The sequence below is a fragment of the Pseudazoarcus sp. NS20 genome (assembly GCF_059703745.1).
In genome coordinates this window covers 290,013-302,322 of record NZ_BAAKIY010000001.1, presented here as the reverse complement: position 1 = coordinate 302,322, position 12,310 = coordinate 290,013, and the positions used below count along the sequence as shown (strand labels likewise).

The following is a 12,310-nucleotide window of genomic DNA, read 5'->3' as shown; positions in this document are numbered from 1 at the left end:
ATGAGCTCCCGAATTCCCTCCGACCGCTGGCGAAATCACCTGCTGCCCGCTTTGCTGCCCGCCGGCATGAAGGGCTGGCTGGGCGATGCGGGCTCGCTGACGGCGCGTCTGCGGGCGCGTTGCGATGATTTTGCGGTGAGCGTGCTGCGCCAGGGCATGGGCCGGGTGTTGCCGGACGAGGCTCCGCTGCTGGGCTTGAAGCCGGGCGACTCGGCCCGCGTGCGTGAGGTGCTGTTGCACGCCGACGGTGTGCCGGTGGTGTACGCGCGCTCGGTGATGCCGCTGGCCACGGTGCGTGCCGGTTCGAGACTGTTTGCGCGCATCGGCTCGCGGCCGCTGGGCGAATTGCTGTTTGCCAACCCGCGCATCGAGCGTGGTGAATTGACCTGCGCCCGGCTGGATGTGCGCGATGCACGACAGCGCGCGGCCCTGGCCGCCATTGGCGCGCACGAGCCGCCGCTCGAACTTTGGGGGCGTCGCTCGGTCTTTCGGCTGCGTGGCCGGGCGTTGCTGGTCACCGAAATCTTTCTACCGGATATTCTCAAGTTGCCTGCATGACCGATTCCCGCTTCGACCTTTCCGAACGCCTGCCGCATTACTTCCGGCTCACGCGCCTGCACCGCCCCATCGGCATCCTGTTGCTGCTGTGGCCGACGCTGTGGGGGCTGTGGCTGGCGGCGGACGGATTTCCGCCGTGGCATGTGCTGCTGATCTTTCTGGCCGGCACCGTGCTGATGCGCTCGGCCGGTTGCGTCATCAACGACTTCGCCGACCGCGATTTCGATGGTCATGTCGAGCGCACGGTGGACCGCCCCATCGTGACCGGCCACGTGGCGCCCAAGGAGGCGCTGTGCGTGGCGGCCATACTGGCTTTTTCGGCGCTGTTTCTGGTGCTGTTTCTCGACGGGCTGGTGATTGCGCTGTCGATTCCGGCGGTGCTGCTGGCTGCCACCTACCCTTTCACCAAGCGTTTTCTGGCGATCCCGCAGGCGTATCTGGGCATTGCCTTCGGTTTCGGCATCCCGATGGCGTATGCGGCGATCCAGGGCGAGGTGCCGTGCGTGGCCTGGGTGTTGTTGCTGGCGAACGTCTTCTGGGCGGTGGCCTACGACACTGAGTACGCCATGGTCGACCGGCCGGACGATCTGAAGATCGGCATCAAGAGCGCGGCGATCACCTTCGGCCGCTTCGACGTGGTGGCGGTGATGGCGTGCTACGGCTTGACGCTGCTGACGCTGGCAATCGCCGGGTGGATGGCGGGCCTCGGGCCGCTGTTCTTCTTCGTCAGCGTGCTCGGCGCCGCCGGCGTGGCGTGGACGCATTACGGCATGATCAGGACGCGCGAGCGCGCCAACTGCTTCAGCGCTTTCCTGCACAACAACTGGTTTGGCGCCACGGTGTTTGCCGGCATCGTCTTCGACACCCTGTTCCGCTGACGGCGTGCCGCCGCCCGAGCGCGCACCTGCCCGTGCCGGGGCAGGGCGCGTATCATTCGGGCCGGACAAAAGGATTTCCCCATGCATTTCATGACCGCTCTTGCCGAGCGCTGGCAGCGTCGCGACAGCCTGCTGTGCGTTGGCCTCGACCCCGACATCAAGCGCATTCCGGCGCATCTGCGTGATGAGCCCGACGCGATCTTTCGCTTCTGCCGCGACATCGTCGATGCCACGGCCGATCTGGTGTGCTGCTTCAAGCCGCAGATTGCCTATTTCGCCGCCGAGCGCGCCGAAGATCAGCTCGAAGACCTGATCCGTCACATTCACGACAAGCACCCGGGCATTCCGGTGGTGCTCGACTCCAAGCGCGGCGACATCGGCAGCACCGCCACGCAGTACGCCCGCGAGGCCTTCGAGCGCTACCGTGCCGACGCGGTGACGGTGAATCCCTACATGGGGCGCGATTCGGTCGAGCCCTATCTGGAATACGCCGACAAGGGCGTGATCCTGCTGTGCCGCACGTCGAATGCCGGCGGCAGCGATCTGCAGTTTCTCGATGTCGGTGGCGAGAAGCTTTTCGAGCACGTTGCCCGCCTTGCCGCCAACGAATGGAACGCCAGCGGCAATCTCGGCCTGGTGGTGGGCGCCACCTTCCCCGAAGAAATCGCCCGCGTGCGCACGCTGACCGGCGACATGCCGCTGCTGGTGCCCGGCATCGGCGCACAGGGCGGCGACATTGCCGCCACCGTGGCGGCCGGGCGCAGCCGCGAGGGTACGGGGCTGATGATCAATTCGTCGCGCGCCATTCTGTATGCCGGCGAAGGTGAAGATTTCGCTGCCGCGGCGCGTTTTGCCGCGCAGGCCACCCGCACCGCCATCAATCGCTGCCGTTAAGGCATGCCCGGCGCGGTGGCTGCTGCCGCCGCGTCCTGTGCCAACCACTTTCTCTCGGCCCCGCCAATGAAATACGACGACCTCCGCGACTTCATTGCCCGCCTCGAAGAGATGGGCGAACTCAAGCGCATCTCCGTGCCGGTGGACACTCATCTCGAAATGACCGAGATCGCCGACCGCGTGCTGCGTGCCGGCGGCCCGGCGCTGCTGTTCGAGCGCCCCGTGACCCAGGGCGTGCCGCAAGCCATCCCGGTGCTCGCCAACCTGTTCGGCACGCCGCAACGCGTGGCCTACGGCATGGGCGAGTCGGGCGACTGGCAGAGCTCGCTGCGCGAAGTCGGCAAGCTGCTTGCCTTCCTGAAGGAGCCCGAGCCGCCCAAGGGCCTGAAGGACGCGTGGGACAAGCTGCCGGTGTTCAAGCAGGTGCTCAACATGGCGCCCAAGGTCGTGCGCTCGGCGCCGTGCCAGCAAGTGGTGTGGGAGGGCGACGAGGTCGATCTGGCCCGCCTGCCGATTCAGCACTGCTGGCCGGAAGACGCTGCGCCGCTGATCACCTGGGGCCTGGTGGTGACGCGCGGGCCGGGCAAGAAGCGCCAGAACCTGGGCATCTATCGCCAGCAGGTCATCGGCAAGAACCGCGTCATCATGCGCTGGCTGGCACATCGTGGCGGCGCGCTGGATTTTCGTGACCATCAGTTGGCTCATCCGGGCGAGCCCTTCCCGGTGGCGGTGGTGCTTGGCTGCGACCCGGCGACCATCCTCGGCGCCGTCACCCCGGTGCCGGATTCGCTATCGGAATATCAGTTCGCCGGCCTGCTGCGCGGCTCCAAGACCGAGCTGGTGCAGTGCATGGAGTCCGACTTGCAGGTGCCCGCGTCCGCGGAGATCGTGTTGGAAGGCGTGATCCACCCCGACGACATGGCGCCGGAAGGCCCGTACGGCGATCACACCGGCTACTACAACGAGATTTCGGACTTCCCGGTGTTCACCATCAACCGCATCACCATGCGGAAAGACCCGATCTACCACTCCACCTACACCGGCAAGCCGCCCGACGAGCCGGCCATGCTCGGCGTGGCGCTGAACGAGGTGTTCGTGCCGCTGCTGCAGCGCCAGTTCACCGAAATCGTCGACTTCTACCTGCCGCCCGAAGGCTGCTCGTACCGTCTGGCCGTGGTCAGCATCCGCAAGCAGTACCCCGGCCACGCCAAGCGCGTGATGTTCGGCATATGGAGTTTCCTGCGCCAGTTCATGTACACCAAGTTCATCATCGTGGTGGATGAGGATGTGGATATCCGCGACTGGAAGGAAGTCATCTGGGCCATGACCACCCGAGTGGATGCTACGCGCGACACCACCCTGGTCGACAACACCCCCATCGACTATCTCGACTTCGCCAGCCCGGTGGCGGGGCTGGGCAGCAAGATGGGCATCGACGCCACCAACAAGTGGGCCGGTGAAACCAACCGCGAGTGGGGGCGTCCGATTGTCATGGACGCGTCGGTGAAGGCGCGCGTAGACGCAGTGTGGAGCGAACTGGGACTATGAATCAAGACTTGCAACCGCGCGGCCCCGGCCCCGCCATGGACATCGACAACCTGCGACTGATCACGCACGTCGTCTATGGCCTGCATGCTTTTGCGCTGCTCACGGCGATACTCGGTTCGGCCACCATCCTGGGCAGCTTTCTGGGCACCTTGCCGTCGATTGCCGCGGTTGTGCTGAACTACTACAAGCAGGCCTCTGCGCGCGGCACCTGGCTGGAAAGCCACTTCCGCTGGCAGATCCGTACCTTCTGGTTCGCCCTGCTGTGGTTTGTGGGTGGCTGGGTGCTGATCTTCACCGTGATCGGTATCCCGCTCGCCATCGTGATCTTCCTCGCTGCAAGTCTGTGGGTGATGTATCGCATCGCTCGCGGTTGGTGGGTGCTGGGGCAGGGCGAGACGCTGCCGATGCCTGCCTCGCGCTTTTGAAGCGAAAGCCCTCCGGGCTCCATCAGCAGGCAATGTGCAATCGGGGGCGAGGCCCCCGGTTTTCGTTAACGCCCTTGGCGTAACGTTTTGCAGCCTTTTCTATTGTCGGAAGGGCGATAATTCAGGCGTTCCGCAGCGCGAGCTGCTTTTACCCGTTCGAGGAGACGTACATGCGTTTGCTGCTGGCCCTTCTTCTGCCGTGGCTCCAGTTTTTCACCATCGGCCGCCCGTTTGCCGGGATCATCTGCCTGATCCTTCAGATCACCATCATCGGCTGGATTCCTGCCGCCATCTGGTCGGTGTATGCCTTGAGTCAGTACAAGACCGACAAGAAGATCGAGCGCGCGATGTCGTCGCGTTGACGTTGGTGGCTTGGCCTGTGTTGGCTGACTGATATTCGGCGCCTTTCGGTCAGGTGGTTGGTTTTACCTGCTTTGATCGGCCGGGATTTCGCCCCGGCAGGCGACCTTCTTTCTTGCTGCGCGGCAAGAAAGGAAGCAAAGAAACGCGCCCTCCTCACCGCCCCTTCGGGGTCCCTTCGCTTCGAGCACTCCCGGCGGCCGGCCTTGCAAACTCGCGTTCCGCTCAAACAGCAAGGCCGGAAGGCCCCGCCGTGAGCACTCTGCGCTCAGCGGCTCAGAAGGGATGGGTAACCACGACGTGCATTGAGGCAGCGGCTTTTGTAGTCGGCGCTACGCCTCTACCCGTCATTGCGAGCGTAGCGCGGCAATCTCGTGACGTTGCCACTGGCATGTGCTGCGAGATTGCCGCGTCGCTACGCTCTTTCCTATGACGGCACTGCGCGCTGTGCGGGTATGTGTTCTGCATCGGATGGCGGCGCGTTTGCACGAGAATCCATGCGACCAAACCGGTGTCCGTTGGGGCTTCGCCGAAGATGCCCCGAGTTTTCGGGTTGTCACGCAGGGGAGCGATCCGCGTCCCGTATCATCGCTGCTCAGCGCCGCCCAAAGAACAGCAGGCCGGCGCCTGCAGCCGTGGCGGCTGCGCCAAGCAGCATGTACAGCGTCGTGGATTCGGTGAATCGGCCCGTGATGGCTTCGGAGACCTGGTCGCCCAGACTCTGTGAGGATTGATACGCAAAGAACAGCAGAATCAGTCCGACCACCAGCAAGACCAGCCCCAGTATTTTATTGCCTGCCATTTCACACTCCCTTGTGTGGGTTCAAGAGTTTCTGCGTCTTTGAAACCTTCGGCGTGTGCCGCAGGCATGAATCATCTTGCCCGTGGCATGAGGCGCCTGCAACACGCGCTGCCCTGTCAGTTACGGCCGTGCTCCGCTCCACGCCCATTGAATCAGCGCGTCCTGCGCAGCCTCGCTGAGCGGCGCCTTGGCGTCGTTCACCATCATCACCACGGCCTGCCGTTGGCCGTTCCGGTCCAGCACGTAGCCGGCCATTGCGCGCACGCCGTTGAGCGTGCCGGTCTTGATGTGGGCCTGGCCGTTGGCGGGGCTGTCGGAGAGGCGGCGGCGCGCGGTGCCGTCCACGCCGGCGAGCGACAGGGATGACATGAACTCGGGCATCCACGGGCGTTTCCAGGCTTGAATCAGAAGCTCGCCCAAAGCGTCGGCGCGGATGGCCGAAGTGCGTGACAGGCCGGAGCCGTTGTCGATGACCAAGCCTTGAGTGGGAATGCCGGCTGCAGCAAGGCTGTCGCCTGCGATGCGGGCGCCGGCTGCGAGCATGTCGAGGCTGTCGCTTTGCTCCAGCGCGAGGGTGGCGAGGAGTTGCTGGGCGATGACGTTGCTCGACCATTTGTTCATTTCACGCACGGCATCGGCCAGCGGCGGTGAGATGTTCTCGAACAGCGGGACGGCGCCTTGCGGTGCAGCCCCCCAGCGCACCTTGCCGCCCAGCGTGGCGCCGGATTCTCGCCACAGCCAGGCCACCAGCGCGGCGGCGAAGTCGTGCGACGTATAGGGCGATACGCTCCAGTCACGCGGGCCGCAGTCGGCGGGCATGGAGCCGAGCAGCGTCAGCGTGGGCCCGTGCTCGGTCAGCGAGAGGGCTGCGTCGAGATCGCGGAACCAGGTGCCGCAGCGCCCCGCCGTGGTGACCAAGCGATTGTCGATGAGCAGCCCGTCCAGCGCCGGAACAGCGGCAACCGCAATGGGCGCGCCTGCCGCAAGCGCGGGCGTGAGGTGGATTTGCACGGTGTTGAAGTTCAGCAGCAAGCCATTGGGGCCGCTGTTGTAAGGGCGCAGCGGGCGGCCGTCGAAGGCGGCCGGGTCGTGCGCGGGGAGCCGCAAGGCCGAGCCGTCGAGCACGATGTCGCCTGCGATGTGCGTGATGCCGGAAGCGCGCACCCGCGCCAGCAGCTTCCACATGCGACCAACGTCGAGCAGCGGGTCGCCGCTGCCGATGATCGCGAGGTTTCCGTCGAGCCGACCACCGCGCAGTTCGCCGTCGGTCGTTACACGCGTCTTCCACGTGAAGCCGGTGCCAAGGCGATCCAGCGCCGCGAAGGCGGTGACGAGCTTCATCACCGAGGCCGGGTTCATCGCACGCTCGGCATTGAAGGCCACGCGGGGAGCTTCGTCCTCCACGCCCTGCACCCATACCGCGACGCCGCTTTCGGGAACTCCCGCCTGTTGCAGCGCTTGTGACACCGATGGGGGTAGCGGGCCTGCAAACACCGCGAAAGGCACGGTCGCCAGCAGAAGAAGGAGAGTGAGCAGCGGCTTCATGTTTCCGGTGGGCAAGAGGTGGGCTGCCCATCTTTGCCGAATTACGTCCGCGCTACAATGCTGCCTTTGGGCGCCGGTGCAAAGCGGGCGCCGGACTGAACGGGAAGGCGGCATGATTCTGGTAACCGGGGGGGCGGGGTTCATCGGTGCGAACTTCGTCATCGAGTGGCTCGCTACCAATGACGAGCCTGTGCTCAACCTTGATGCGCTGACCTATGCCGGCAACCTGGCCAATCTGGCTGCGCTGCAGGGCGATGCGCGGCATGTGTTCGTGCACGGCGATATCTGCGAGCGGGCATTGCTCGACCGGTTGCTGGCCGAACACCGCCCGCGGGCCATCGTGCATTTCGCCGCCGAGAGCCATGTCGATCGCTCGATCCACGGCCCTGCAGCGTTCGTGCGTACGAACGTCGAGGGCACCTTCACGCTGCTCGAGGCGGCGCGCGCCTATTGGTCGGGCTTGCAGGGCGAAGAGCACGAGCGCTTCCGCTTTCTGCACGTGTCCACCGACGAGGTGTATGGCTCGCTCGGCCCGCATGATCCGGCCTTCACCGAAACCACGCCTTATGCGCCCAACAGCCCGTATTCGGCCAGCAAGGCCGCGTCCGATCACCTGGTGCGCGCTTGGCATCACACCTACGGCCTGCCGGTGCTGACCACCAACTGCTCGAACAATTACGGGCCATTCCAGTTTCCCGAAAAACTGATTCCGCTGATGATTGCCAACGCGCTGGCTGGCAAGCCGTTGCCGATCTACGGCGATGGCCTGAACGTGCGCGACTGGCTGTACGTGGGTGACCACTGCTCGGCCATTCGTGAGGTGCTGGCGCGTGGCCGAGTGGGCGAGGTGTACAACGTCGGTGGCTGGAACGAGAAGCCCAACCGCGAGATCGTCGAGACGCTGTGTACGCTGCTCAATGAACTGCGCCCCGACGCAGCCGGCCCGTACGATCGGCTGGTGAGCTTCGTGACCGATCGCCCGGGCCATGACCGGCGCTATGCCATCGATGCACGCAAGATCGAGCGTGAGCTCGGTTGGCGACCGGCCGAAACCTTCGAGACCGGCATCCGCAAGACCTTGCAGTGGTATCTCGAACATCAGGCCTGGGTGGCCGATGTTCAGAGCGGCGCCTACCGCGAGTGGATTGCCCAAAACTACGCTGAGCGCCAACAGGAGCAGGCATGAGGACACGCCGCGGCATCATCCTGGCCGGGGGCTCCGGCACCCGGCTTCATCCGGCCACCCTCGCCGTGTCCAAGCAACTGCTGCCGGTGTACGACAAGCCGATGATCTATTACCCCCTGACCACGCTGATGCTGGCGGGCATTCGGGACATCCTGATCATCTCCACGCCGCAGGACACGCCTCGCTTCGAGCAACTGCTGGGCGACGGGCGGCGCTGGGGGTTGAACCTGTCGTATGCCGTACAAGCGAGCCCCGATGGCCTCGCACAGGCTTTCCTGATCGGTGAGGACTTTCTGGCGGGCGGGCCGTCCGCCTTGGTGCTGGGCGACAACCTGTTTTACGGCCACGAGTTGGCGGACGACTTGCGCGCCGCTGCGCAGCGTTCGAGCGGGGCGACGGTCTTCGCCTATCCGGTGCAAGATCCGGAACGCTACGGGGTGGTGGAATTCGATGCCGATGGGCGAGCCATCAGCCTGGAAGAAAAGCCAGCGCAGCCCAAGAGTCGCTATGCCGTGACCGGCCTGTATTTTTACGACGAGCGCGTGGTGGACGTGGCCCGGCAGCTCAAGCCCAGCCCGCGTGGCGAACTCGAGATCACCGACGTGAATCGAACCTACCTCGAGTGGGGCGAACTCGACGTACAACGCATGGGGCGCGGGCATGCCTGGCTGGACACCGGCACGCACGAGAGCCTGCTGGAAGCCGGGCAATTCATCCACACCATCGAAAAGCGCCAAGGCCTCAAGGTCGCTTGTCCGGAGGAGGTGGCGTGGCGTGCGGGCTGGATTGATGACACGGCCGTCAGGGAGCTGGCCAGGCCGCTTGCCAAGAGTGGCTATGGGGTTTACCTGCTGCGATTGCTGGAAGAGAGAGTGTTTTGATGCATGTGATTGAAACGGGTTTGCCCGGTGTGCTGATCCTTGAGCCGCGGGTGTTCGGTGATAGCCGCGGGTTTTTCATGGAAAGCTTCAACGCGCGGGCGTTCGAAAACGCGACCGGGCTGCGCCAGGAGTTCGTGCAGGACAACCATTCACGCTCTGGCCGCGGTGTGCTGCGCGGCCTGCATTATCAGATCAGGGAAGCGCAGGGCAAGCTGGTACGCGTCACGCGTGGGCGCGTATTCGATGTGGCGGTGGATTTGCGTCGCAGCTCTGCGACCTTCGGCCAGTGGACGGGCGCAGAGCTGTCGGAAGAGAACAATCTCCAGATGTGGGTGCCCGAAGGTTTCGCCCACGGTTTCGTGGTGCTCAGCGAGTCGGCGGATTTTCTGTACAAGACCACCCGCTATTACGCGCCCGAGCACGAGCGTTGCTTGATGTGGAACGACCCTGCGGTGGGTGTGGACTGGCCGTTCGAAGGCGGGCCTGTGTTGTCGGCGAAAGATCAGGCGGGGTTGCCGCTAAATGAATGCGAGGTGTTCCCGTGAGGATGGTGGTGACCGGTGCCCGCGGGCAGGTCGGTTTCGAGCTGGTGCGCAGTCTTATGCCGCTGGGTGAGGTGATTGCGTTGGACCGCGCCGGTTGCGATCTGGCGCAGCCCGAATTGGTCGAGTCGCTGCGTAACCTGGCGCCCGACGTGATCGTCAATGCAGCGGCCTACACCGCAGTGGATCGCGCCGAGAGCGAGCGGGCGACGGCGCACCGCATCAATGCCGAAGCGCCCGGCGAGCTTGCCGGCATCGCACGGGATTGCGGTGCCCTGCTGGTGCATTACTCCACCGACTACGTGTTCGACGGCAACGGCGACACCGCGCGCAACGAGGAAGCCGAAGTGGCTCCCGTCAGCGCGTACGGCCGCAGCAAGCTGGCGGGCGAGCGGGCCATCATCGCCAGCGAATGCGATTACCTGATACTGCGCACGGCCTGGGTGTTTGCGGCTCGTGGAGGCAACTTCGTGCGCAGCATGCTACGGCTCGGCGCCGAGCGTGAGCAACTGCGTGTGGTGGATGACCAGATTGGCTCACCCACCTGGGCGCGTAATCTGGCAGACGCCACCGCACATGCGGTGCGGTTGAGCCAGGCCGAGCGTAGCAAGGGAGTCTTTGCCTCGGGCCTGTATCACCTAGCTTCGGCCGGCGAAACCTCATGGTGCGGCTTCGCCCGCACCATCTTCACCGAAGCGCGCATGCGTCTGCCGGAGTTCGATCTGCGCGTGACGGAGGTACAGGCCATTGCCACCGAAGAGTGGCCGACCGAGGCGCAAAGGCCGCGCAATTCCAGGCTGGATTGCACGGCCTTCGAACAGCGTTTCGGCATCCGCCTGCCGCACTGGCACGACGCGCTGGCGCGCTGCCTCGACGAGATGCGCGAGCGGTCTTAAGCGGGCAGGCGCTTTTCCTGCGCGAACAGCGACTCGACGGTTTCGCGCGCACGGATCAGATGCACGGCGTTGCCGTCGACCATGACTTCCGCACAACGCGGACGGGTGTTGTAGTTCGAGCTCATGGTCATGCCGTAGGCCCCGGCTGACAGTATGGCCAGCAAAGCCCCTTCGGTAATCGCCAACGGCCGGTCATGCGCGAGAAAATCGCCGCTTTCGCAGATCGGGCCGACCACCTCGTAGGTCTGTGCTGTGCTCTGCGGGGCGACCTCCACCACGTCGTGCCAGGCGTCGTACAGCGCCGGGCGCGCCAGGTCGTTCATCGCGGCATCGACTACGGCGAAGTTCTTGGTTTCTCCGTGCTTGAGATATTCGACGCGTGTGAGCAGCAGGCCGGCGTTGCCGATCAGCGAGCGACCAGGCTCGAAGTGAATCGATTCACGGCGGCCTTCGAGTTGCGCAAGGATCGGGGCAAGGTACTCGGCCACGGTGGGAGGCGTTTCGTCCTGATAGCGAATGCCCACGCCGCCACCCAGGTCGATGTGATCGAACACGATGCCTTCCGCGGCAAGGCGGTCGACCATGCCCAGCACCTTCGCAGTGGCTTCGGCCATCGGCATCGGATCGAGCAGTTGCGAGCCGATGTGGCAGGCGATGCCGGTGACGCGCAGGTTCTTGCGGCTGGCCGCATCGCGGTATAGCACCGGGGCGTCTTCGAAGCCGATGCCGAACTTGTTGTTCTTCAGGCCGGTGGAAATGTAGGGGTGCGTCTTGGGGTCGACGTCGGGGTTCACGCGCAGCGCCACCGGCGCGCGCACACCGAGCTCCCCGGCAATCGCATCAAGGCGTGCGACCTCCGAAGGTGACTCGATGTTGAAGCAGTGGATGCCGGCCTCCAGGGCCTGGCGCATCTCGGCGGCCGTCTTGCCAACGCCCGAGAACACCACCTTGCCGGCGTCTCCGCCTGCAGCCAGCACGCGAGACAGCTCGCCCCCCGAAACGATGTCAAAGCCGGCCCCCAAGCGTGCGAATGCGGACAGCACGCCGAGGTTGGAGTTGGCTTTCACGGCGTAGCACACCATGGCATTGCGCCCTCTCAGGGCGTCGGTCCAGGCGGCGAAGGCGCGTTTGATTTCGGCCAGCGAATACACGTACGTGGGGGTGCCGAAGCGCTCCGCGATGTCGCGCAGACTCACCGCTTCAAGCGCGAGGCCGGTTTGCTGACGTTGCAATGTGGAAGTGGGGAAGGCTGAATCGTTCATGTGGGGTTCGCAGGGGCCTTGGTATCATCCGGGGCCTGTTGAGGCGCGGGATCGGCAGACGGTACGTCGGGCATGTAAAGACTGCCCTTGATTCCGCAACCGCTCAGAAGCAAGGCTGCGCCAAGAAGAAGGCTGACGAAGTAGGGGCGCATTTTGAAAGGGTCGCCTGAAAAACGGCAATGCTAGCAGAAGGAACAATCATGGATGAATCGACATTCTCCGATCTGGCCGATGCGGAGATACAGCGCATAGAAGCTGCACTGGAGGCATGCGGAGCCGAGATGGACATCGAAACGATGCCCGGTGGCGTGCTTGAAGTGGAATTCGAAAATGGCAGCAAGGTGGTCATCAACCGCCATGTGGCTGCGAAGGAAATCTGGGTGGCGGCCAAGTCCGGTGGCTTCCATTTCGCCCCGCGCGACGCGGGGCAGTGGGTCGCAGGCCGGGACGGCGCGGAGCTCTATGCGACCTTGTCGCGCGTGGTATCCGAGCAGTCCGGTCAGACGGTGACTGTACGCCCCGTCTGACCGCAA

15 protein-coding genes are annotated in these 12,310 nt (G+C 64.6%); 11 read left to right on the top strand and 4 right to left on the bottom strand.

Annotation, left to right across the window (positions count from 1 at the left end):
• The 6 genes from AC6H0W_RS01470 to AC6H0W_RS01445 all read left to right on the top strand — a co-directional run bounded on the left by AC6H0W_RS01470 (position 1) and on the right by AC6H0W_RS01445 (position 4,665).
• Positions 1-558 carry a chorismate--pyruvate lyase family protein gene (locus AC6H0W_RS01470; RefSeq protein ID WP_497575333.1) on the top strand — a complete coding sequence of 186 codons (558 nt, stop codon included), beginning with the start codon at positions 1-3 and terminating at the stop codon, positions 556-558.
• Entirely contained in the window at positions 555-1,436 is an 882-nt protein-coding gene (ubiA, locus tag AC6H0W_RS01465) for a 4-hydroxybenzoate octaprenyltransferase (protein ID WP_497575332.1), read from the top strand. The genes AC6H0W_RS01470 and ubiA overlap by 4 nt, the downstream gene beginning before the upstream one ends.
• A gap of 81 nt (positions 1,437-1,517) precedes the next feature.
• Complete coding sequence (gene pyrF, locus AC6H0W_RS01460) at positions 1,518-2,330, top strand: orotidine-5'-phosphate decarboxylase (protein WP_497575331.1); 813 nt, start codon at positions 1,518-1,520, stop codon at positions 2,328-2,330.
• 66 nt (positions 2,331-2,396) lie between these two features.
• A complete protein-coding gene (gene ubiD, locus AC6H0W_RS01455; RefSeq protein WP_497575330.1) occupies positions 2,397-3,878 on the top strand; it encodes a 4-hydroxy-3-polyprenylbenzoate decarboxylase in 1,482 nt (493 codons plus the stop codon).
• Positions 3,875-4,303: a DUF4870 family protein gene (locus tag AC6H0W_RS01450; RefSeq protein ID WP_497575329.1), complete on the top strand. Its 429-nt coding sequence runs from the start codon at positions 3,875-3,877 to the stop codon at positions 4,301-4,303. Before ubiD ends, AC6H0W_RS01450 begins: the two co-directional genes overlap by 4 nt.
• Before the next feature lie 170 nt (positions 4,304-4,473).
• Positions 4,474-4,665, top strand: a complete 192-nt coding sequence (locus tag AC6H0W_RS01445; protein ID WP_497575328.1) for a YqaE/Pmp3 family membrane protein — start codon at positions 4,474-4,476, stop codon at positions 4,663-4,665.
• Between the two features lie 593 nt (positions 4,666-5,258).
• Here AC6H0W_RS01445 and AC6H0W_RS01440 read toward each other — a convergent pair.
• Both AC6H0W_RS01440 and dacB read right to left on the bottom strand, forming a co-directional pair.
• On the bottom strand, positions 5,259-5,465 hold the full coding sequence (locus AC6H0W_RS01440; protein ID WP_497575327.1) for a DUF3185 family protein: 207 nt from the start codon (positions 5,463-5,465) through the stop codon (positions 5,259-5,261).
• A gap of 120 nt (positions 5,466-5,585) precedes the next feature.
• Positions 5,586-7,010: a D-alanyl-D-alanine carboxypeptidase/D-alanyl-D-alanine endopeptidase gene (dacB, locus tag AC6H0W_RS01435; RefSeq protein ID WP_497575326.1), complete on the bottom strand. Its 1,425-nt coding sequence runs from the start codon at positions 7,008-7,010 to the stop codon at positions 5,586-5,588.
• A gap of 112 nt (positions 7,011-7,122) precedes the next feature.
• On the opposite strand from dacB, the gene rfbB reads away from it, so the two are divergent.
• The 4 genes from rfbB to rfbD are packed head-to-tail and all read left to right on the top strand — an operon-like array spanning position 7,123 to position 10,515.
• Positions 7,123-8,196 (top strand): dTDP-glucose 4,6-dehydratase, encoded by a 1,074-nt coding sequence (gene rfbB, locus AC6H0W_RS01430; protein WP_497575325.1) that lies wholly within the window; start codon positions 7,123-7,125, stop codon positions 8,194-8,196.
• Entirely contained in the window at positions 8,193-9,077 is an 885-nt protein-coding gene (rfbA, locus tag AC6H0W_RS01425; protein ID WP_497575324.1) for a glucose-1-phosphate thymidylyltransferase RfbA, read from the top strand. The genes rfbB and rfbA overlap by 4 nt, the downstream gene beginning before the upstream one ends.
• The gene (gene rfbC / locus AC6H0W_RS01420; RefSeq protein ID WP_497575323.1) at positions 9,077-9,622 is read left to right on the top strand and encodes a dTDP-4-dehydrorhamnose 3,5-epimerase; all 546 of its coding nucleotides are present in this window, start codon (positions 9,077-9,079) and stop codon (positions 9,620-9,622) included. The genes rfbA and rfbC overlap by 1 nt, the downstream gene beginning before the upstream one ends.
• Positions 9,619-10,515: a dTDP-4-dehydrorhamnose reductase gene (gene rfbD / locus AC6H0W_RS01415; RefSeq protein WP_497575322.1), complete on the top strand. Its 897-nt coding sequence runs from the start codon at positions 9,619-9,621 to the stop codon at positions 10,513-10,515. The genes rfbC and rfbD overlap by 4 nt, the downstream gene beginning before the upstream one ends.
• Here the strand turns inward: rfbD and lysA are convergent.
• Both lysA and lptM read right to left on the bottom strand, forming a co-directional pair.
• Positions 10,512-11,777, bottom strand: a complete 1,266-nt coding sequence (gene lysA / locus AC6H0W_RS01410) for a diaminopimelate decarboxylase (RefSeq protein ID WP_497575321.1) — start codon at positions 11,775-11,777, stop codon at positions 10,512-10,514. The genes rfbD and lysA overlap by 4 nt on opposite strands.
• Positions 11,774-11,929, bottom strand: a complete 156-nt coding sequence (lptM, locus tag AC6H0W_RS01405) for an LPS translocon maturation chaperone LptM (RefSeq protein ID WP_497575320.1) — start codon at positions 11,927-11,929, stop codon at positions 11,774-11,776. Before lptM ends, lysA begins: the two co-directional genes overlap by 4 nt.
• 48 nt (positions 11,930-11,977) lie before the next feature.
• Here lptM and cyaY point away from each other — a divergent pair, with 48 nt between their 5' ends.
• Positions 11,978-12,304: an iron donor protein CyaY gene (gene cyaY, locus AC6H0W_RS01400; protein ID WP_497575319.1), complete on the top strand. Its 327-nt coding sequence runs from the start codon at positions 11,978-11,980 to the stop codon at positions 12,302-12,304.
• Positions 12,305-12,310: the final 6 nt, after the last annotated feature.